Consider the following 20,850-nt stretch of genomic DNA (forward strand, 5'->3'; position numbering starts at 1 on the left):
AGGCTTTCTCATGAACAGCAAGTTCAAGGCGCAGAGCACTTATGAAAAAAACAATGACCGGCGTCGCGGGCCCTCGGCTTCGCGTACTTCCGCTGGGAGTCAGCCTGGCACTCGCGGCAACCAGCGCACAGGCCGTTACCTTCAACATCGGGGAAATCGAAGGGCGTTTCGATACCAGCCTGTCCATTGGGGCCAGCTGGGCCATGGACAGCCCGGACCGCGCCTTCATTGGCACGCGCAACGGAGGCACGGCCTCTACCCAGACTTCCGACGACGGCCGCCTGAATTTCAAGAAGGGCGAAACGTTCTCGAAGATCTTCAAGGGCGTGCACGACCTCGAGCTCAAGTACGGCGACACCGGTGTGTTCGTGCGAGGCAAGTACTGGTACGACTTCGAGCTCAAGGATGAAGGTCGCTTGCTTGAGGACATCGATGACAACCACCGCGACATGGCCGCCAAGTCTTCGGGCGTCGAGTTGCTGGATGCCTTCGTCTACCACAACTACACCATCAACGACTTGCCAGGCACCGTTCGCGCTGGCCGACAGGTGGTCAGCTGGGGTGAAAGCACCTTCATCCAGAACGGCATTAACAGTATCAACCCGGTCGATGTCTCAGCCTTGCGCCGTCCAGGCTCCGAGGTCAAGGAAGCACTGATTCCAGTCAACATGCTCTATTTCAACCAGGGCCTGACCGACAGCCTTTCGTTCGAAGCCTTCTACCAGCTGCAATGGGAAAAAACCGTCGCCGACAACTGCGGTACTTTCTTCAGCAGCGATGTGGTCGCCAAGGGCTGCGACAACAACATGGCAATCAACGGCAGCGACTTTGACCGCGACGTCGACGGTACCGGGATACCCGGTGGTTATGGTTATGTGCCACGCCTTTCCGACAAGGACCCACGCAACAGTGGCCAGTTCGGCGTGGCCCTGCGCTGGATGGTGCCTGAACTCAACGACACTGAGTTCGGTGTCTACGCCATGAACTATCACAGCCGTACCCCGACCAGTACGTGGAGGGTCGGCCGTGGCGCCTTGCTCGACCCGGTGGGCGGCTTGGCAGGGCAGGGTGGTGTCAGCACGGCACGCTACTACCTGGAGTACCCGGAAGACATTCGCCTGTACGGCCTGAGCTTCAGCACGACGGTCGGCGCCACCGCCGTGGCCGGCGAAATCAGTTACCGCCCGAACATGCCGCTGTCACTGAATGCCAGTGATGTGTCGGCAGCCGCCACCCTCGGCGCGGCTGCCACCAATCCGCTGGTCAACGCCGGCCTGCCGGTCTTCCAGACCGGTTTCGCAAGCTCCGCCTACGGCTCGCTGATCAACGGCTACGTGCGCAAGCCGTTCACCCAGGCACAAGTCACCCTGACCCGCACCATCGACCAGTTGACCTTCATCGGTGCGGATCGCCTGACACTGGTGGGCGAAGTCGGTTACAGCCACATCGCCGACTTGGGCGCGACCGATGGTTCGGACCTGCGCTTTGGCCGCAGCAGTGTCTATGGCAACGGCGAATTGTCCACCGCCGGTAGCGCCCCGTTGCTTGGTGGTATTTCCGGAAACAACCTGTGCCGTCAGGTCGCCAACTCGGCCAACCCGGACCAGTGCAACAGCAAGGGCTTCTATACCGCCGACTCCTGGGGTTACCGAGTGCGCGCAATGCTGGAGTACGCCGACCTTATCGGCGGTGTGGTGCTGCGCCCAAGTGTGTCCTTTGCCCATGACGTCGAAGGTTTTGGCCCGACGTTCAACGAGGGAGACAAGTCGGTGAGCATCGGCGTGGATGCCGAATACCTCAACCGCTACAACCTCGCCATCAGTTACACCGACTACTTCGGCGGTGACTTCAACACCAACACAGACCGCGACTTCCTCGCCGTCAGCCTGGGCGTGAGCTTCTGACGCTCCTTTGTTCCTGGAGGTAGACCATGTTTCGCAAAGCCTTGATCCGCAGCAGCTGCCTGGTCCTTAGCCTGTTGGCCAGCCAGGTGATGGCGGCCGTGTCCGAACAGGAAGCAGCCCGCCTGGGAGGCGAGCTGACCCCTATCGGTGCCGAGAAAGCCGGTAATGCCGACGGCAGCATCCCAGCCTGGACCGGCGGCTTGCCGGCCAGCACCGGCTCAGTGGACGCCGGTGGTTTTATCCCCAACCCCTACGCCAACGAGAAGCCCTTGTTTGTGATCACGGCGCAAAATGCCGAACAGTACAAGGCACGCCTGACACCCGGACAGCTGGCGATGTTCGCACGGTTTCCGGACACCTATCGCATCCCGGTGTACACCACACATCGCAGCGTCACTTTGCCCCCAAAAGTGTTCGCTGCGGTCAAGGAGAACGCTACTCGCACGACCCTCGCGGAAGGCGGAAACGGCCTGCAGAACTTCAAGATGTCGATCCCTTTCCCGATCCCCCAGTCCGGCCTGGAAGTGATCTGGAACCACATCACCCGCTACCGGGGTGACTCGATCCTGCGCAACACCGCACAGATAAATCCGCAGGAAAACGGTACCTACTCCATCAGCATGATGAAAGAGCAATTCGCCTTCCCGTTCGGCCTGAAGGATTACGACCCGCAGAAAATGGCCAACATCCTGTTCTACTTCCGCCAGGAAATCCTTTCGCCCCCGCGGCGAGCCGGCAGCGTGATGCTGGTACTGGAAACCCTCGACCAGGTCGCCGAGCCGCGCATGGCCTGGATGTACAACGCCGGCCAGCGCCGAGTACGCCGTGCGCCGCAGGTCGGCTACGACAGCCCTGGCGCTGAAGGAATGCGCACCTACGACGACTTCGACATGTTCAACGGCGCACCCGATCGCTATGACTGGAAGCTGGTGGGCAAAAAAGAGGTCTATATCCCCTACAACAGCTATGCCCTGGACTCACCGAAGCTCAAGTACGACGACATCATTCGCCCAGGCCACCTCAACCCCGACCATACCCGTTACGAACTGCACCGGGTCTGGCATGTGGTCGCCACCCTCAAGCCCGGCCAGCGCCATATCTACAGCAAGCGCGACCTGTACATTGACGAAGACAGCTGGCAGGTGGCTGAAGCCGATGCCTACGACAGCCGTGGCAACCTTTGGCGGGTTTCCGAAGGGCATGCACGATTCTTCTACGATCAGCAATTCCCCTGGTTGACCGCCGAGACGCATTACGACGTGACCACTGGCCGCTACACGGTCTCAGGCCTGCGCAACGAAGAGAAAAAGAGCAGCTACGACTTCTCGCTGAATGCATCGAGCAAGGAGTTCACCCCGAACGCCTTGCGTGCTACCGGGATTCGCTGACCGACAGTTGCGCCCATGGGATGCTTCCAACCCTGGGCGCTGACTCGTCGGTCGCGGCATTTTATGCTCTAGTTCGCATCCCCTCAGGTTCAGGTGTATGCCATGAAGTTGCATCAACTGCGCGCCATCGTCGCGATCTGCGAAAGTGGCAGTATTCAGGAGGCCTCTCGGTTACTGCATATTTCTCAGCCGGCCTTGTCGAAGAGCATCAAGGAGCTGGAGTCGGAGCTGGGCGTACCTCTGCTGGTGCGATCCAACCGTGGGATCACCGTCACCCCCTACGGTGAACATCTAGTGCGCCGAGCGCGGTTGGTGGTGGAGGAGGTACGTCGGGCTCGGGACGAGATCGAGACGCTCAAGGGCACCATGGACGGTCGGGTGATCATCGGCGTGTCCCCTGTCACGCCCAGTCAGCAGTTCGCCAGTTGCATCCTCAGCTATCGCAAGCGCTACCCGAAGGTGCAGTTGCAGATTCTTGAACTGCGTCCGGCCAAATTGCTGGAGGGTCTGCGTGAAGGGCAGCTGGACTTGGCGCTGACGTCACACCCACCCGCCCGCAGTGTCGAAGGCTTCGAGTGGCATGAACTGTACGCCCAACCCACTACCCTGGCCGTGCGCAAAGGGCATCCCTTGTCGAAGGCCCGTTCGTTGAACGAGTTGCTTGACCTGGAATGGCTGCTGCCCGACACGCTGGACATTTCACTGGCCGGACGCATGTTCGAGGAATACGGCATCCAACCACCAGAGCGTACGATCATCTGCGCATCGGTGGTGCTATACGCCGAGCTGGCCGCGACCACGGATGCCGTCAGTATCTGGTCGCGTCGTGTCTTCGACTTGCCCGTCGTGTCTGGCAACCTCGACATGCTGCCGATCGCCGAGCGGGTACCAGGCACCGACATCTCCCTGGTTTGCCGGCCCGCAGAACTGATGACGCGGGAAACGCAGATGCTTGTCGACGACATCATCTACGCCTTCAAGAACCCGCAAACCTTGCGCTCACCGCTCCATAACCAACTTTGATAAGCATGCCGATAGATCATTATTCAGCGAGCAGCGGCTACGGCATCCTGCCTGCATGACCTCTGGAGTAGCCCTGTATGCCGTTCTCCCATCGTAATCTCGTGCTGGTCATGCTGATGGCTGTGATGATCATCAGTGTGCTGGACAAGAGCATCTTTGCCTTCGCCGGCGCCCAGATCATTGATGAGCTTAAGCTCACACCCGCCGAATTCGGCTTCATCGGCAGTGCGTTCTTTTTCCTCTACTCGATCTCCGGGGTGGCGGTTGGCTTCCTGGCCAACCGTTTTCCTAGCCGCTGGATACTGGTAGGCATGTCATTGGTGTGGATGGTCTCGCAACTGCTGGTGAGCGTCAGCAGCAGCTTCGCCGCACTGGTGCTCAGCCGCTTGATGCTCGGTGCCGGTACCGGCCCCGGCACTGCCGTGACTCAGCATGCCTGCTTCAAATGGTTCGGTCCTACCGAACGGGTGATGCCTGCTTCGCTGATCCAGGTGTCGATCATGCTCGGCGCCGTATTGGCCGCAGTCAGCCTGCCGCTGCTGATTGCCCAAGTCGGCTGGCGCATGGCCTATCTTGCGCTGGCACTGATTGGGCTGCTGTGGATGCTGCTATGGTTGGCCTTCGGCCGCGAGGGAACACAGGTGGAACCGGTAATCAACCGTACCGGCCACCCCTTGCCAGGCTATCGCCGGTTGCTGCTCAACCGGACCTTCCTCGGCATCACCCTGATAGGCTTCATGGGCTTTCTGCCCAATGCACTGGTCTACAGCTGGGTACCGGTCTACCTGCAGAAGGGCCTGGAGATGACCGCGATGCAGTCGGGCTACGTGGTCATGGGCGTGACCCTGGCCGTCATTCTGTGCAACCTCGGTGTCTCGGCACTCTCGCAACGGGCACTCAAGGAAGGCGCCAGCCCGCAACGGGCCATGGTGGCATTGCCACTGGCCTGCAGCCTGATCGCGGGCTTCGCTTTCCTGCTGATCACCCAGGCCCATGGCCACACTCTGACGACCCTTGCGCTGTATGCGACCGGGGCAGTGTTGATCAATGTACTGCCGACATTCGCCAACACCATCGTCGCGTTCATTGCGCCGGGCGAGCGCCGGGGCTCCATGTTGTCGATCCACATCGGCGGGGTGACCAGTGCCGGCATGCTCGCGCCGTGGCTGGTCGGGCAATGGGTCGCCGTGCGTGGCGGGGATATCGCGCATGGCTTCGAGTCTGCGCTGGCGGTAATCGGCACAGCCATCATTGTCTTCACGCTGATTGCCTTCTGGCTGGTCCGGCCAGAGCAAACCCGCATGCACCTGCAAGCCTACGAATCGTCTCTGCAGCCAGCACTGCACGCCGGCTGAACGCCAGACCGCAGACTCACGAACTTTTCCCTTTCACTTTTACTGGCCTCGGGCCGGCCGGTAGGCGGCTGCCCGCTGTCCGGTCCAACCCAGGAAAAAACCGGAGCTGAAATGAATCCTGCTGCCTGCTTCTCACAGACGTACGCACAAGCGCGACAAAAATTCCTAAAGGCCTGTGCTGATCGGGGTCTGTCGGTCGAATCCCACCGGCACCCGCTACGCGGTGCCGAAGGCGAGGAGTTGGCCATCGACGTGGCTCGCAGCGGCCCGATCGATGCCGAGCATGTATTGCTGATCAGCAGTGGATGCCATGGTGTCGAGGGCTTCTGTGGCTCAGCTGTGCAGATTGCGCTGTTGCAGGATGAGAACTTTCAACGTCAGGCCAGCGACGCCCGCTGCGCGGTGGTCTACCTGCATGCGGCCAACCCTTACGGGTTTTCCTGGCTACGTCGCTGGACCCACGAGAATGTCGACCTGAACCGCAACTTTCGCGACTTCAGCCAACCCCGTTCGCCTAACCGCGACTATCCAAGGCTCCACTCGCTGATGATTCCCGAGCGCTGGCCAGTCACCTTGATCAATCGCCTGCGACTGCTTTCGCATCTGGTGAGGCTGGGGCGCAAGCGTCTACAGGAAGCAATATCTGGGGGACAGCACAGCCACCCCGACGGACTGTTCTATACGGGGATCTCACCCACATGGAGCAACGCTGCCGTACGTAGGATCCTCCACCAACAGGCCAACCGATGCGAGCACCTGGTCTGGATCGATATCCACACAGGGCTTGGCCCCAAGGGGCATGGTGAACGTATTTACTCTGGACCAGCCAATTCCCCCATGCTGAAACGGGCTCGGCGCTGGTGGGGGGAGGGCGTTCGCTCCTCGCAGGAAGGCCAGTCAGTGTCGGTGCCGCTGAACGGACTGATGGTGTACGGCACGATGGAGGAGTGCGCTCCGGCGGCGTTCACGGCCTTGACGCTTGAGTTCGGTACCTTGCCGGGGCAACAAGTACTCGATGCCTTGCGGGCTGAACAGTGGCTACATAACAACCCAGGCACCAGCGAGCAGCGGCGCCAGCAGATCAAACGGCAACTGCGCGACGCCTTCTATGTCGACGAACCACAGTGGAAAGAGGATGTGTTGCGCCAGGCGCGCGAAGTGGCACTACAGGCCATCTGCGGCTTGAATGAAGAGGCCCTTGTGGCCCAATAGCCGCGATTTCCGTGAAACAGCAAAAAGCCCGCTTTCGCGGGCTTTTCTGTTGGAGCGGCAACGGATCAGAAGTCGAGGTTCGACACCGACAGCGCATTGCTTTCAATGAAGTCACGACGTGGCTCAACCGCGTCGCCCATCAAGGTATTGAACAGCTGGTCAGCAGCAATCGCGTCTTCGATGGTGACCTTGAGCATACGGCGCACGGTGGGGTCCATGGTGGTCTCCCACAGCTGCTCAGGGTTCATCTCACCCAGACCTTTGTATCGCTGGATGGTATGACGCTTGGTGCTTTCGTTCATCAGCCAGTCCAGCGCTTCCTTGAACTCGCTGACTGCCTTGCGGCGTTCACCACGCTGTACATAGGCACCTTCGCCGAGCAGGGTAGACAGATTGCCACCCAAGACGACGATCGAACGGTAGTCGTTGCTGCCGAAGAAGTCGCGGTTGAACGTGACATAGCTGGCCAAGCCGTGGGAAGTGATTTCAACTTCCGGCAGCCAGAGGTTGCGCTCTTTGTCCTCGCGCAGGCTGGCCTTGTACACCAGACCAGACTTCTGACTGTTGTTCAGGCGCTCCTGGAACTTCGCCAGCCATCCCTGCATGACTGCATGATCAGCCAACTGGTCCAGCGTGACTTCAGGCAGGTAGATGAAGTGCTCGGTGAGCTCTTCCGGGTACAGCCGCGACAGGCGCTTGAGCGTCTTCATCACACCACGGAACTCGTTCACCAGGTTTTCCAGTTGTACACCGGATACTGCTGGCGCCGACTCATCCAGGTGCAGACTGGCATCTTCGAGGGCCGACTGGGTCATGTACTCTTCCATGGCCTCGTCGTCCTTGATGTACTGCTCCTGCTTGCCTTTCTTAACCTTGTACAGCGGTGGCTGGGCAATATAGATGTAACCGCGCTCGACCAGCTCCGGCAACTGACGGAAGAAGAACGTCAGCAGCAGGGTACGGATGTGCGAACCGTCAACGTCAGCATCGGTCATGATGATGATGTTGTGATAACGCAATTTGTCGATGTTGTACTCTTCACGACCGATACCGCAGCCCAGCGCGGTGATCAGCGTGCCCACTTCCTGGGACGAGATCATCTTGTCGAAGCGCGCTTTCTCGACGTTGAGGATCTTACCCTTGAGCGGCAAGATCGCCTGGGTGCGGCGGTTACGACCTTGCTTGGCCGAGCCACCCGCAGAGTCACCCTCCACCAGGTAAAGTTCGGAAAGAGCAGGGTCCTTTTCCTGGCAGTCGGCAAGCTTGCCCGGCAGACCGGCGATATCCAGTGCCCCCTTGCGGCGGGTCATCTCACGGGCTTTACGCGCGGCTTCACGAGCACGGGCGGCGTCGATCATCTTGCCGACAACGGCCTTGGCCTCGTTCGGGTTTTCCAGCAAGAAGTCGGCGAAGTACTTATTCATCTCCTGTTCCACGGCGGTTTTCACCTCCGAGGAAACCAGCTTGTCCTTGGTCTGGGAGCTGAACTTCGGATCAGGTACCTTGACCGAAATGATGGCGGTCAAACCTTCGCGGGCATCGTCACCGGTGGTGGCGACCTTGTTTTTCTTGGCCAGACCTTCCTGCTCGATGTAGCTATTGAGGCTACGAGTCAACGAAGAGCGGAAGCCCACCAGGTGGGTACCACCATCGCGTTGAGGAATGTTGTTGGTGAAGCACAGCAGGTTTTCGTTGAAGCTGTCGTTCCACTGCAACGCCACTTCGACACCCACGCCATCGTCGCGCTGGACGTTGAAGTGGAACACCTGGGAGTTGATCGGTGTCTTGTTGGTGTTCAGGTACTCGACGAAAGCCCGCAGGCCACCTTCGTACTTGAAGAACTCTTCCTTGCCGCTGCGTTCATCCTTGAGCAGGATGCCAACCCCGGAGTTCAGGAAGGACAGTTCACGAATCCGCTTGGCCAGGATGTCCCAGCTGAAATGGATATTCTTGAAGGTCTCGGCAGATGGCTTGAAGTGAATGTGGGTACCCGTGGACTCACTCTCACCGACAACCGCCATCGGCGCTTGTGGAACACCGTGGACGTACGTCTGTTCCCAGATCTTGCCACTACGGCGTACGGTCAGGACCAGTTTCTCGGAAAGGGCGTTCACCACGGAAACGCCTACACCGTGCAGACCACCAGACACCTTGTACGAGTTGTCGTCGAACTTACCGCCAGCGTGCAGCACGGTCATGATGACCTCGGCTGCCGAAACGCCTTCTTCTTTATGCACGTCAACCGGAATGCCGCGACCGTTGTCGCGCACACTGATGGATTCATCCGGGTGAATGATGACGGTGATGTCATCGCAGTGACCGGCGAGGGCTTCGTCGATCGAGTTGTCGACCACCTCGAAGACCATGTGGTGCAGGCCGCTACCATCATCGGTGTCGCCAATGTACATGCCGGGACGCTTGCGCACGGCATCCAAACCTTTCAGCACCTTGATGCTGGAGGAGTCGTACGTTTGATTTTCGCTCATGCCTTCACTCCCGATGGTCGTGGGTCTGGGTGATACGGCCTTGTTCCACGTGGAACAAAGCAACTGGCGTTTCCGTCTGCCAGCCTTCCCTCAGTAATTCGTGATCTACACAGGTGATGAACACCTGGCAGCGTAATTCTTCAAGCAAGCGGCATAGCGCGCGGCGATGCTGCTCATCCAGCTCGGATGGCAAGTCATCCACGAGATAAATACAGTGACCGCGGCGAGCCTGACTCACGAGATGGCCTTGTGCTATGCGCAATGCGCACACCACAAGCTTCTGTTGCCCCCGCGACAAAATGTCGGCCGCGTTATTGGCAGCCAATCGCAGACGCAGATCAGCACGTTGTGGGCCGGCCTGGGTATGGCCCATTTGCTGATCTCGAAGAAGAGAAGAAGCGAGAACTTCATTGAGTTCGCGGTCTTTGTCCCAGCCTCGGTAGTAGCTCAGGGTTAACCCGTCCAGCTCGACCAGTTCGCTCAGGGTTCGCTCGAAGACAGGCTTCAAGGCCTTGATGTAGTTGCGACGGTATTCATCTATTTCCGCGCTGGCCAGGCACATTTCCCGGTCCCAGGCGGCTTGCGAAGCTGCGTCAAGTGTACCATGACGCAACCATGAGTTCCGCTGCCGCAGCGCCTTCTGCAGACGCTGCCAAGCTGCCATGAAGCGTGGTTCCACGTGAAACACGCCCCAGTCCAGAAACTGCCGGCGGATCTTCGGAGCACCTTCGAGCAGCCTAAAACTGTCGGGGTTGATCAATTGCAGTGGCAAGAGCTCGGCAAGCTGAGCCGTACTCTTGGCATTCTGCCCATCGATGCGAATGGTGAACTCCCCGTGCCGATCACGGGATATCCCCAGGTTACTGGTGCCACCTTCCGTCAGCTCGACTTCGCCAAACACCGTGCAAGTGGGCTGTTCGTACTGGATGACCGGGTTGAGCCGGGTACTACGAAACGAGCGCGCCAGTCCAAGCAAATGCACGGCTTCAAGCACGCTGGTTTTGCCGCTGCCGTTGGTGCCGTAAAGGATATTGATGCGTGGGGAAGGTGAGAGGGTCACCGGGTGCAGGTTGCGCACCGCGGTGACCATGATACGTCGAAGGGACATTGGGCCTGCTACGTTTACAGACGCATCGGCATGACAACGTAGGACGAGTCGTCATTGCCGGCTTCCTGCAGCAGGGCACTGCTGTTGGAGTCGGACAGAATCAGGCGGACCTGTTCAGTCGTCATCACACCCAGCACGTCCAGCAGGTAGCTGACGTTGAAACCGATTTCCAGCGAGCTGCCGTCGTAGTCGACGCTGATTTCTTCTTCAGCTTCTTCCTGCTCAGGGTTGTTGGCCTGAATCTTCAGTTGGCCAGCGGCCAGTTGCAGGCGAATACCGCGGTACTTCTCGTTGGACAAGATCGCAGTACGGCTGAACGCTTCACGCAGCGCCTGGCGATCGCCGATAACCAACTTGTCCCCCCCCTTGGGCAGGACGCGTTCGTAGTCAGGGAACTTGCCGTCGACCAGCTTGGAGGTGAAGGTGAACTCGCCGGTCGTCGCACGGATGTGGTGCTGACCGAGGACGATGCTGACCATGCCTTCCGGCTCGGTCAGCAAACGCGCCAGCTCAAGGATACCCTTGCGTGGCACGATCACCTGGTGGCGGTCGGCCTGTTCGATCGGTGCACTCATCGCGCACATCGCCAGACGGTGGCCATCGGTCGCGACAGCACGCAGCGTACCGCTGGATACCTCCAGCAGCATACCGTTGAGGTAGTAGCGCACATCCTGCTGAGCCATGGCGAAACTGGTGCGCTCGATCAGGCGGCGCAGCTTGCTTTGCTCCAGGTTGCAGGTCAGCGAGCCTGGGCCTTCTTCCACGGTCGGGAAGTCGTTGGCCGGCAGGGTCGACAGGGTGAAGCGGCTGCGGCCGGCCTTTACCAACAGTTTCTGTTCGTCGACTTTGATATCGATCAGGGCATCGTTCGGCAGGCTTTTGCAAATGTCCATCAGCTTGCGCGCTGGAACAGTGATTTCGCCAGGCTCAGCCGAGTCTTCCAGTTGCACGCGGCCTACCAGTTCGACTTCCAGGTCGGTACCCGTCAACGAAAGCTGCTGGCCTTGCACGACCAGCAGAACGTTGGACAGGACCGGCAAGGTCTGACGGCGCTCGACGACACCGGCGACCAGTTGCAGGGGTTTCAACAGGGCTTCGCGTTGAATGGTGAAATGCATGGTCTAGTCCCTTGCCTTCAAATAGCTGCGCTGACGGCCATCAGGTCGTCAGCGTCCGCAGCAGGTTCTTGTAGTCCTCGCGGATGTCCGCGTCGGATTCCTTCAATTCGTTGATCTTGCGGCAGGCGTGCAACACGGTGGTATGGTCCCGGCCACCAAACATATCGCCGATTTCCGGCAGACTGTGATTGGTCAGCTCCTTGGACAAGGCCATGGCCACCTGACGCGGACGTGCAACAGAGCGCGATCGGCGTTTGGACAACAAATCGGCGATCTTGATCTTGTAGTACTCGGCAACGGTACGCTGAATGTTATCCACACTGACCAGCTTGTCCTGCAGCGCCAGCAGGTCTTTCAGCGACTCGCGAATCAGTTCGATGGTGATGTCGCGACCCATGAAGTGCGAGTGAGCGATCACACGCTTGAGGGCACCTTCGAGTTCACGCACGTTGGAGCGGATACGCTGGGCAATGAAGAAAGCTGCATCGTGTGGCAGCTCGACCTTCGCCTGGTCGGCCTTCTTCATCAAGATGGCCACGCGTGTTTCAAGCTCCGGCGGCTCGACCGCCACGGTCAGCCCCCAACCGAAGCGCGACTTCAAGCGTTCTTCCAGGCCCTCGATCTCCTTGGGGTAACGGTCGCTGGTCAGAATCACCTGCTGGCCGCCTTCAAGCAGAGCGTTGAAGGTGTGGAAAAACTCCTCTTGAGATCGCTCCTTGCGGGCAAAGAACTGGATGTCATCGATGAGCAGTGCGTCCACCGACCGGTAGAAGCGCTTGAACTCGTTGATGGCGTTCAGCTGCAACGCCTTGACCATGTCGGCGACGAACCGCTCGGAATGCAGGTAGACGACCTTGGCATTCGGATTCTTCTTCAACAGGTGGTTACCCACAGCATGCATGAGGTGGGTCTTACCCAAACCCACGCCGCCATAAAGGAAGAGAGGGTTGTAGCCATGCTTGGGATTGTCCGCGACCTGCCAGGCAGCTGCGCGGGCCAATTGGTTGGACTTACCTTCGACAAAGGTTTCGAAGGTAAAGGTGCGGTTCAGATAGCTGGTGTGCTTGAGCGCACCTTCGACCTGGACGGTACGTTGCTCGGTTCGACCTGCCGCTGCCGGTGCTGGCGACGCGTCACCCATTCCGTCGTAAGTGTCACGTGAGGACGACTCAGCCAGTTCATTGACCGCGACCGATTCAACCACGGTTGCGCTGATCGGTTCGGCAATGGGAGCAACCGGTGCTGACTGTTGCGCATGGTTCTGCGCGATGGACGCGGCAACGGCGGCACTGACAGGTGCGTTAGGCGCAGCCCGGGGGGCGGAGCTGCGACGGCTGCCTATTAATAAGGAAAGGGCAGGCGCAATACCGTTGCCTTGCTCACCCAGGAGTTCGAGCAGGCGGCCCAGGTACTTTTCATTGACCCAATCGAGAACGAAACGGTTAGGCGCATAGACGCGCAACTCGTCGCCTTCGGCTTCGACCTGTAGCGGACGGATCCAGGTGTTGAATTGCTGGGCAGGCAGTTCATCGCGCAAAAGCTCTACGCACTGCTGCCAAAGTTCCACTGACACGGATATCCCCTGAGTTGAAAGCCGGATGAGGCAAAAACAAACCGCCATTGTACCGGTCGGGCGACCAGTTATCCACATGTGGAAACGTTCTGATCCATGCCAAAACAGCCATTTAGCGTCCAAAAAGACATTTGCCGTGTACGCATAAGCTCTGTGGATAACTATGACTGAGGGCTATGCACAACCCTAGAGCTTAGCCTGTGGATAACACCGCTGTGGATAAACGCCGATTCAATCCACAGGTTCTGCGCACGTCCGGCACATCATCAGCACCCGTTACCGACAGGGTTAAAGTTTTCTGTACAGCACGTCATTTCTGGCCTACAGAAGGTTATCCACAGAAGACTGCTCCCTAAAGATCTATAAGTTCTTCAGAAAAGCTTTTTATATGTCTCTTCTTTTTTTCATGTTGAGCTTCCGTTCAGTGATCTGTCCAGCCACCCACGGGTGCTCCACTCGTGGGCATCAGCCGACGCTCCACCTATAAGGAAAGGCTGGTTGGAAATTGACCTATTGGCTTGCTTTCTCTAGAATCGCCGATCTCTTAAAAAGGGGGCCATTCCGGCCCGTTGTCGACAAACCCAGGTAACACGCCATGAAACGTACTTTCCAACCAAGCACCATCAAGCGCGCGCGCACCCACGGCTTCCGTGCCCGTATGGCTACCAAGAACGGCCGCGCTGTTCTGTCGCGTCGTCGTGCCAAAGGCCGTAAGCGTCTGGCAATTTGATCTTTCGGCACAGGTGGTGAGTCAGGACTTCAGTCGGGATAAGCGACTGCTTACACCCCGGCATTTCAAAGCGGTCTTCGACTCCCCAACCGGCAAGGTTCCAGGGAAAAACCTGCTGATCCTTGCTCGCGAGAACGGACTCGATCACCCGCGCCTAGGCCTGGTGATTGGCAAGAAGAGCGTCAAGCTCGCCGTTCAACGCAATCGCCTCAAGCGCTTGATGCGCGATTCCTTCCGTCTGAACCAGCAGATGCTCGCTGGCTTGGACATCGTGATCGTCGCGCGCAAGGGATTGGGTGAGATAGATAACCCGGAATTGCACCAACACTTTGGCAAGCTCTGGAAGCGCCTGGCACGCAGCCGGCCATCTCCAGCGCGAAACGCCGATTCCGTAGGGGTAGACAGTCAAGATGCGTAAACTGGCACTCGTTCCGATCCAGTTTTACCGTTACGCCATTAGTCCTCTGATGGCCAGTCACTGTCGTTTCTACCCCAGTTGCTCCCATTACGCTTATGAAGCCATCGAAAATCATGGCCTCGTACGTGGTGGGTGGCTAGCCGTTCGTCGCCTGGGGCGTTGTCATCCGTGGAACGACGGTGGTTTCGATCCCGTTCCCCCCGCTCCTTCCTCCCGAACTTCTTCGATAGCCGAGTAATCATGGATATTAAACGCACGATCCTGATCGTCGCCCTGGCAATCGTGTCCTACGTCATGGTCCTCAAATGGAACCAGGACTATGGCCAGGCAGCCCTGCCGACTCAGAATACTGCTGCCAGCACTACCGCTCCGGCCTTGCCGGATGGCGTACCGGCCGGAAACGCTGGCGCCAGCGCCGATGTGCCAAGCGCCAATGCCGAATCGACCCCTGCCGAACTGGCGCCGGTCGCGGTCAGCAAGGACCTGATCCGGGTCAAGACCGACGTTCTGGAACTGGCTATCGACCCAGTGGGTGGCGACATCGTCCAACTGACCCTGCCGAAGTACCCACGTCGTCAGGACCATCCGGACATTCCATTCCAGCTGTTCGACAATGGTGGCGAGCGCGTCTACCTGGCCCAAAGCGGTCTGACCGGCGTCAACGGTCCGGATGCACACCCAGCCGGTCGTCCTCTGTACGCCACCGAGCAGAAGAGCTACCAGCTGGCCGATGGTCAGGAACAACTGGTGGTCGACCTGAAGTTCAGTGACAACGGTGTCAACTACATCAAGCGCTTCAGCTTCAAGCGCGGTGAATATGACCTGAACGTCACCTACCTGATCGACAACCAGAGCGGCCAGGCCTGGAGCGGCAACATGTTTGCCCAGCTCAAGCGCGACGCCAGCTCGGATCCATCGTCGAGCACCGCCACCGGTACCGCCACCTACCTGGGTGCCGCCCTGTGGACAGCTTCCGAGCCGTACAAAAAGGTGTCCATGAAGGACATCGACAAAGGTAGTTTGAAAGAAAATGTGTCCGGCGGCTGGGTCGCCTGGCTGCAGCACTACTTCGTCACCGCCTGGATCCCGGCCAAGTCGGACAACAATGTCGTCCAGACCCGCAAGGACAGCCAAGGCAACTACATCATCGGCTACACCGGCCCGGCAATCAGCGTTCCAGCTGGTGGCAAGGTCGAAACCAGCGCCATGCTGTATGCCGGTCCGAAGATCCAGTCCAAGCTCAAGGAGTTGTCCCCAGGCCTGGAACTGACCGTCGACTACGGCTTCCTGTGGTTCATTGCCCAGCCGATCTTCTGGCTGCTGCAACATATCCACAGCCTGCTGGGTAACTGGGGCTGGTCGATCATCGTTCTGACCATGCTCATCAAAGGCCTGTTCTTCCCGCTGTCGGCTGCCAGCTACCGTTCGATGGCGCGTATGCGTGCCGTTGCACCGAAGCTTGCGGCGCTGAAGGAACGCTTCGGTGACGATCGCCAGAAGATGTCCCAGGCGATGATGGAGCTGTACAAGAAAGAGAAGATCAACCCACTGGGCGGCTGCTTGCCGATCCTGGTGCAGATGCCCGTGTTCCTGGCCCTGTACTGGGTACTGCTGGAAAGCGTCGAAATGCGCCAGGCCCCATGGATGCTGTGGATTACCGACCTGTCGATCAAGGATCCGTTCTTCATCCTGCCGATCATCATGGGCGCCACCATGTTCATCCAACAGCGTCTGAACCCGACGCCGCCGGATCCGATGCAGGCCAAGGTTATGAAAATGATGCCAATCATCTTCACCTTCTTCTTCCTGTGGTTCCCGGCTGGTCTGGTGCTGTACTGGGTTGTGAACAACTGCCTGTCGATCGCACAGCAGTGGTACATCACTCGCAGCATCGAAGCAGCAACCAAGAAAGCTGCTGCTTGACGGGCTACTGAGCTAGCCTGTGAATAAAAACGCCCCCTCGGGGGCGTTTTTGCTATCTGTCGTATTCGTCCTAGAGGCTTTCGAGCATGAACACTGTGCGTGAAACCATCGCTGCCATCGCCACTGCCCAGGGCCGTGGCGGGGTAGGTATCGTCAGGCTGTCCGGGCCGTTGGCCGCCAAGGCTGGCCAAATGATCACCGGGCGTACACTGACACCACGCCACGCCCATTACGGTCCATTCCGCGACGAGGATGGGTTGGTGCTGGACGAGGGCATTGCGCTGTTCTTCCCTGGGCCGAATTCCTTCACCGGTGAGGATGTGCTCGAGTTGCAGGGGCATGGTGGCCCGGTGGTGCTGGACATGCTGCTCCAGCGCTGCGTGCAGGTGGGTTGCCGTTTAGCGCGCCCAGGGGAGTTCAGCGAACGGGCATTTCTCAATGACAAGCTCGACCTGGCTCAGGCCGAAGCGATTGCCGACCTGATCGAAGCCAGCTCCAGCCAGGCCGCACGCAATGCCTTGCGCTCTCTGCAGGGTGAATTCTCCAAACGTGTGCACAGCCTGACCGAAGCGCTGATCGCCCTGCGGATCTATGTCGAGGCGGCTATCGACTTTCCCGAGGAGGAGATCGATTTCCTCGCCGATGGCCATGTGCTGTCGATGCTCGATGCGGTGCGCAGCGAGTTGTCCACAGTGCAACGCGAGGCCGGGCAGGGCGCACTGTTGCGTGACGGCATGACGGTAGTCATCGCCGGTCGACCGAACGCTGGCAAGTCGAGCCTACTCAACCGCCTGGCTGGCAGGGAAGCCGCGATCGTGACCGATATTGCAGGCACCACTCGGGATATCCTGCGGGAACATATCCACATCGATGGTATGCCGCTGCATGTGGTCGACACTGCCGGGTTGAGGGATACCGACGACCATGTGGAAAAAATCGGCGTGGAACGTGCTCTGAAGGCCATCGGTGAAGCGGACCGTGTCCTGTTGGTGGTGGACTCCACCGCACCCGAGGCGAACGATCCGTTTGCATTGTGGCCAGAGTTCCTCGATCAGCGGCCAGACCCCGCCAAGGTGACGCTGATCCGTAACAAGGCTGACCTCAGCGGCGAGCGGGTAGGGCTGGAGCAGTGCGACGACGGCCACGTGACGATCACCCTGAGTGCCAAGGGCGACGATCAAGGCCTGCAGATGCTGCGCGATCACCTGAAAGCGTGCATGGGCTATGAGCAGACCGCTGAAAGCGGCTTCAGCGCCCGTCGCCGGCATCTGGATGCGCTGCGTCAAGCGAGTGCACACCTGGAACACGGGCGCGACCAACTGACATTGGCGGGGGCTGGGGAGCTGCTGGCTGAAGATTTGCGCCAGGCTCAACAGGCATTGGGTGAAATTACAGGAGCATTCAGCTCGGATGACCTGCTTGGGCGGATCTTCTCCAGTTTCTGCATCGGTAAGTAATCCACAGCCCACATGACCAAGGCCGCTCCTTCTGGAGCGGCTTTTTTTTGCCTGAAATTCCCCCACAGAGCCCTGTATGAGCGGGCTTTGCCCCGCGACGTGACCGTCCATCCAGCGAAATGCTCGTGGATGAGTGGTCGACTCGCGTCCCTGTCCTCGTTTTGCCTGCTCTATGCAGTACATTTTTTTCATCAACAGGCGCCACCAGGCTCCCAGGAGCTCTGTGGAAAACTCGCCTTCAGCTCCGTTGATAACCGGCATTTTTCTCTGAGGACAAACCCGCTTGTGGGTAAAGGGGCATTTAATCCACAGGCTAAATCCTGTTATCCAGAGCCCTCATGGCACTCCAGCCACAGGGTTTAATTTTCCTGTATCCAGCGTCACATATGGGGTATAGAACGTTATCCACAGAAGACCCTGTGCATAAGAATAAACATAAAAACAAAGCTTTTTTAAATTTTTCCTCTTTGATTTCTGTTGTCTGCCATTCATCCACAGACTGATCAAAAATTGCTCAGACGGTTTCTTTAAGAGGGGTGAAGTCCCTATACTTGTCCGCTTACCTTTTCTAATCGCAAAACAGGCACGAGGTGCGTGGTGGATTTCCCTTCCCGTTTTGAAGTGATCGTCATCGGCGGCGGCCATGCCGGTACCGAGGCTGCGCTTGCGTCTGCACGCATGGGTGTGAAAACCCTGCTGCTGACCCATAACGTGGAAACCCTCGGTCACATGAGCTGCAACCCCGCCATTGGCGGTATCGGTAAAAGCCATCTGGTCAAAGAGATCGATGCGCTCGGCGGCGCCATGGCGCTGGCCACCGACAAGAGCGGCATTCAGTTCCGTGTGTTGAACAACCGCAAAGGGCCCGCCGTGCGTGCGACCCGTGCGCAAGCTGACCGCGCCATCTACAAGGCGGTGGTGCGCGAGATCCTGGAAAACCAGCCGAACCTGTGGATATTCCAGCAGTCCTGCGACGACCTGATCGTCGAACAGGACCAGGTCAAAGGCGTGGTTACGCAGATGGGTCTGCGTTTCTTCGCAGAATCGGTGGTGCTGACGACCGGCACCTTCCTCGGCGGGCTTATCCACATTGGATTGCAGAACCATTCCGGTGGCCGCGCCGGCGATCCGCCCTCGATCGCCCTGGCTCACCGCATGCGTGAACTGCCGCTGCGCGTTGGCCGCTTGAAAACCGGTACCCCACCGCGTATCGATGGGCGTTCGGTGGACTTCTCGGTGATGACCGAACAGCCAGGCGACACGCCGATTCCGGTGATGTCGTTCATGGGCAACGCTCAGATGCACCCGCGCCAGGTCAGTTGCTGGATTACCCACACCAACGCGCGTACCCATGAGATCATTGCCTCGAACCTCGATCGTTCACCGATGTACTCGGGTGTCATCGAAGGGATCGGCCCGCGTTATTGCCCGTCGATCGAAGACAAGATCCACCGCTTCGCCGACAAGGAAAGCCACCAGGTGTTCATCGAGCCTGAAGGCTTGACCACCCATGAGCTTTATCCGAACGGTATTTCCACCTCGCTGCCGTTCGATGTGCAGCTGGAGCTGGTGCGTTCGATCCGCGGCATGGAAAACGCACACATCGTGCGCCCGGGTTACGCCATCGAGTACGACTACTTCGACCCGCGTGATCTGAAGTACAGTCTCGAAACCAAAGTCATCGGCGGCCTGTTCTTCGCTGGCCAGATCAACGGCACCACCGGCTACGAAGAAGCTGGCGCCCAGGGCCTGCTGGCCGGGACCAACGCGGCACTGCGTGCGCAAGGCCGTGAAAGCTGGTGCCCACGCCGTGATGAGGCATACATCGGTGTACTGGTCGACGACCTGATTACCCTCGGTACCCAAGAGCCGTACCGCATGTTCACCTCTCGCGCCGAGTACCGACTGATCCTGCGTGAAGACAACGCCGACCTACGCCTGACCGAGAAGGGCCGTGAACTCGGCTTGATCGACGACGCGCGTTGGGCCGCCTTCTGCGCCAAGCGCGATGGCATCGAGCGCGAGGAACAGCGACTGAAGTCGACTTGGGTACGACCCAACACGCCGCAAGGTCAGGCCATTGTGGATAAGTTCGGCACTCCGCTGAGCCACGAGTACAGCTTGCTGAACCTGCTGGCACGTCCGGAAATCGACTATGCCGGCCTGATTGAAGCCACCGGTGGGCAAATCATCGATCCACAAATCGCCGAGCAGGTGGAGATCAAGACCAAATACGCGGGCTACATCGACCGCCAACAGGAAGAAATCGCCCGTCTGCGGGCAAGCGAAGACACCCGCCTGCCTGTGGATATCGACTACACCACGATTTCCGGCCTGTCGAAGGAAATCCAAAGCAAGCTAGGCCAGACCCGTCCTGAAACCTTGGGCCAGGCTTCGCGTATTCCCGGTGTTACGCCGGCGGCGATTTCCCTGTTACTGATTCATCTGAAAAAACGCGGCGCCGGCCGCGAATTGGAGCAAAGCGCTTGAGTTCCCTGGTCACCCCACAACACGCAGAAGAGTTGTCCACAGGTGCGCGCCAGCTCGGCGTCGAGCTGAGCGCCGAGCAGCAGGAAAAGCTGCTGGGCTACCTGGCCCTGTTGATCAAGTGGAACAAAGCCTACAACCTGACCGCCGTGCGTGACCCGGACGAGATGGTTTCGCGCCATCTGCTCGACAGCCTTAGCGTCATGCCGTTTATCCACAGCGACCGCGAACATTGGCTGGATGTCGGGAGCGGTGGTGGCATGCCTGGCATTCCCTTGGCTATTCTGCACCCGAGCAAGAACGTGACGGTGCTGGACGCCAACGGCAAGAAGACGCGCTTCCTGACCCAGGTAAAAATGGAACTGAAATTGGACAACCTCACGGTTATCCACAGCCGGGTCGAAGCCTTCCAACCGCCGCACCCGTTCAGCGGAATCATCTCCCGCGCCTTCAGCAGCATGGAGAACTTCACCAACTGGACCCGCCATTTGGGCGACACCGGGACGCAATGGCTTGCAATGAAGGGGCTGCATCCTGCCGATGAACTGGTAGCATTGCCCGCAGACTTCACAGTGGAAAGCGAGCAGGCCCTGACCGTTCCGGGTTGCCAGGGCCAGCGCCATCTGCTGATACTGCGCCGCAAGGCATGACTGGGAACACACGCAACA

General features: G+C 58.9%; 16 protein-coding genes. 12 read left to right on the forward strand and 4 right to left on the reverse strand.

The window, feature by feature from the left end:
- The first annotated feature begins 41 nt into the window (after nt 1-41).
- The 5 genes from H620_RS0102075 to H620_RS0102095 all read left to right on the forward strand — a co-directional run bounded on the left by H620_RS0102075 (nt 42) and on the right by H620_RS0102095 (nt 6,882).
- The gene (locus H620_RS0102075) at nt 42-1,904 is read left to right on the forward strand and encodes a DUF1302 domain-containing protein (protein ID WP_041925425.1); all 1,863 of its coding nucleotides are present in this window, start codon (nt 42-44) and stop codon (nt 1,902-1,904) included.
- A 26-nt stretch (nt 1,905-1,930) separates the two neighbouring features.
- Nucleotides 1,931-3,292, forward strand: coding sequence for a DUF1329 domain-containing protein (locus H620_RS0102080; RefSeq protein ID WP_027906649.1), 1,362 nt, complete (start codon nt 1,931-1,933; stop codon nt 3,290-3,292).
- Between the two features lie 102 nt (nt 3,293-3,394).
- Nucleotides 3,395-4,315, forward strand: a complete 921-nt coding sequence (locus tag H620_RS0102085; RefSeq protein ID WP_023377939.1) for a LysR substrate-binding domain-containing protein — start codon at nt 3,395-3,397, stop codon at nt 4,313-4,315.
- A gap of 77 nt (nt 4,316-4,392) precedes the next feature.
- Nucleotides 4,393-5,670, forward strand: coding sequence for an MFS transporter (locus tag H620_RS0102090; RefSeq protein WP_023377937.1), 1,278 nt, complete (start codon nt 4,393-4,395; stop codon nt 5,668-5,670).
- 111 nt (nt 5,671-5,781) lie between these two features.
- Entirely contained in the window at nt 5,782-6,882 is a 1,101-nt protein-coding gene (locus H620_RS0102095) for a M14 family metallopeptidase (protein ID WP_023377935.1), read from the forward strand.
- Between the two features lie 65 nt (nt 6,883-6,947).
- Here the strand turns inward: H620_RS0102095 and gyrB are convergent, their stop codons facing one another.
- Genes gyrB through dnaA form a run of 4 tightly spaced genes read right to left on the reverse strand, consistent with a single transcriptional unit; the run spans nt 6,948 to nt 13,167 of the window.
- Nucleotides 6,948-9,368: a DNA topoisomerase (ATP-hydrolyzing) subunit B gene (gene gyrB / locus H620_RS0102100; protein ID WP_023377930.1), complete on the reverse strand. Its 2,421-nt coding sequence runs from the start codon at nt 9,366-9,368 to the stop codon at nt 6,948-6,950.
- Nucleotides 9,369-9,372: 4 nt separating this feature from the next.
- A complete protein-coding gene (gene recF / locus H620_RS0102105) occupies nt 9,373-10,476 on the reverse strand; it encodes a DNA replication/repair protein RecF (protein WP_023377929.1) in 1,104 nt (367 codons plus the stop codon).
- A gap of 14 nt (nt 10,477-10,490) precedes the next feature.
- Complete coding sequence (dnaN, locus tag H620_RS0102110) at nt 10,491-11,594, reverse strand: DNA polymerase III subunit beta (RefSeq protein WP_023377928.1); 1,104 nt, start codon at nt 11,592-11,594, stop codon at nt 10,491-10,493.
- Between the two features lie 40 nt (nt 11,595-11,634).
- A complete protein-coding gene (gene dnaA / locus H620_RS0102115; protein ID WP_023377927.1) occupies nt 11,635-13,167 on the reverse strand; it encodes a chromosomal replication initiator protein DnaA in 1,533 nt (510 codons plus the stop codon).
- Nucleotides 13,168-13,762: 595 nt separating this feature from the next.
- On the opposite strand from dnaA, the gene rpmH reads away from it, so the two are divergent.
- The 7 genes from rpmH (at nt 13,763) to rsmG (ending at nt 20,832) form a co-directional block, all read left to right on the forward strand.
- A complete protein-coding gene (rpmH, locus tag H620_RS0102120) occupies nt 13,763-13,897 on the forward strand; it encodes a 50S ribosomal protein L34 (RefSeq protein ID WP_003253163.1) in 135 nt (44 codons plus the stop codon).
- Nucleotides 13,898-13,910: 13 nt separating this feature from the next.
- The gene (rnpA, locus tag H620_RS0102125; RefSeq protein WP_027906650.1) at nt 13,911-14,315 is read left to right on the forward strand and encodes a ribonuclease P protein component; all 405 of its coding nucleotides are present in this window, start codon (nt 13,911-13,913) and stop codon (nt 14,313-14,315) included.
- The gene (yidD, locus tag H620_RS26175) at nt 14,308-14,553 is read left to right on the forward strand and encodes a membrane protein insertion efficiency factor YidD (protein WP_023383145.1); all 246 of its coding nucleotides are present in this window, start codon (nt 14,308-14,310) and stop codon (nt 14,551-14,553) included. Before rnpA ends, yidD begins: the two co-directional genes overlap by 8 nt.
- Nucleotides 14,554-14,555: 2 nt before the next feature.
- A complete protein-coding gene (gene yidC / locus H620_RS0102130; protein WP_027906651.1) occupies nt 14,556-16,238 on the forward strand; it encodes a membrane protein insertase YidC in 1,683 nt (560 codons plus the stop codon).
- Between the two features lie 86 nt (nt 16,239-16,324).
- A complete protein-coding gene (mnmE, locus tag H620_RS0102135) occupies nt 16,325-17,695 on the forward strand; it encodes a tRNA uridine-5-carboxymethylaminomethyl(34) synthesis GTPase MnmE (protein ID WP_023383143.1) in 1,371 nt (456 codons plus the stop codon).
- Between the two features lie 597 nt (nt 17,696-18,292).
- Nucleotides 18,293-20,185, forward strand: coding sequence for a tRNA uridine-5-carboxymethylaminomethyl(34) synthesis enzyme MnmG (mnmG, locus tag H620_RS0102140; protein WP_023383142.1), 1,893 nt, complete (start codon nt 18,293-18,295; stop codon nt 20,183-20,185).
- Nucleotides 20,182-20,832 (forward strand): 16S rRNA (guanine(527)-N(7))-methyltransferase RsmG, encoded by a 651-nt coding sequence (gene rsmG / locus H620_RS0102145; protein WP_023383141.1) that lies wholly within the window; start codon nt 20,182-20,184, stop codon nt 20,830-20,832. The genes mnmG and rsmG overlap by 4 nt, the downstream gene beginning before the upstream one ends.
- Nucleotides 20,833-20,850: the final 18 nt, after the last annotated feature.

This window comes from Pseudomonas taiwanensis DSM 21245 (assembly GCF_000425785.1).
Lineage (GTDB): Bacteria > Pseudomonadota > Gammaproteobacteria > Pseudomonadales > Pseudomonadaceae > Aquipseudomonas > Aquipseudomonas taiwanensis.

Coding starts and splice junctions, on each gene's coding strand:
- gyrB (WP_023377930.1), bottom strand. CDS start 9,368: ATGAGCGAAAATCAAACGTACGACTCCTCCAGCATCAAGGTGCTGAAA.
- H620_RS0102080 (WP_027906649.1), top strand. CDS start 1,931: ATGTTTCGCAAAGCCTTGATCCGCAGCAGCTGCCTGGTCCTTAGCCTG.
- H620_RS0102075 (WP_041925425.1), top strand. CDS start 42: ATGAAAAAAACAATGACCGGCGTCGCGGGCCCTCGGCTTCGCGTACTT.
- recF (WP_023377929.1), bottom strand. CDS start 10,476: ATGTCCCTTCGACGTATCATGGTCACCGCGGTGCGCAACCTGCACCCG.
- H620_RS0102085 (WP_023377939.1), top strand. CDS start 3,395: ATGAAGTTGCATCAACTGCGCGCCATCGTCGCGATCTGCGAAAGTGGC.
- H620_RS0102095 (WP_023377935.1), top strand. CDS start 5,782: ATGAATCCTGCTGCCTGCTTCTCACAGACGTACGCACAAGCGCGACAA.
- H620_RS0102090 (WP_023377937.1), top strand. CDS start 4,393: ATGCCGTTCTCCCATCGTAATCTCGTGCTGGTCATGCTGATGGCTGTG.
- dnaN (WP_023377928.1), bottom strand. CDS start 11,594: ATGCATTTCACCATTCAACGCGAAGCCCTGTTGAAACCCCTGCAACTG.
- rpmH (WP_003253163.1), top strand. CDS start 13,763: ATGAAACGTACTTTCCAACCAAGCACCATCAAGCGCGCGCGCACCCAC.
- yidD (WP_023383145.1), top strand. CDS start 14,308: ATGCGTAAACTGGCACTCGTTCCGATCCAGTTTTACCGTTACGCCATT.
- yidC (WP_027906651.1), top strand. CDS start 14,556: ATGGATATTAAACGCACGATCCTGATCGTCGCCCTGGCAATCGTGTCC.
- mnmE (WP_023383143.1), top strand. CDS start 16,325: ATGAACACTGTGCGTGAAACCATCGCTGCCATCGCCACTGCCCAGGGC.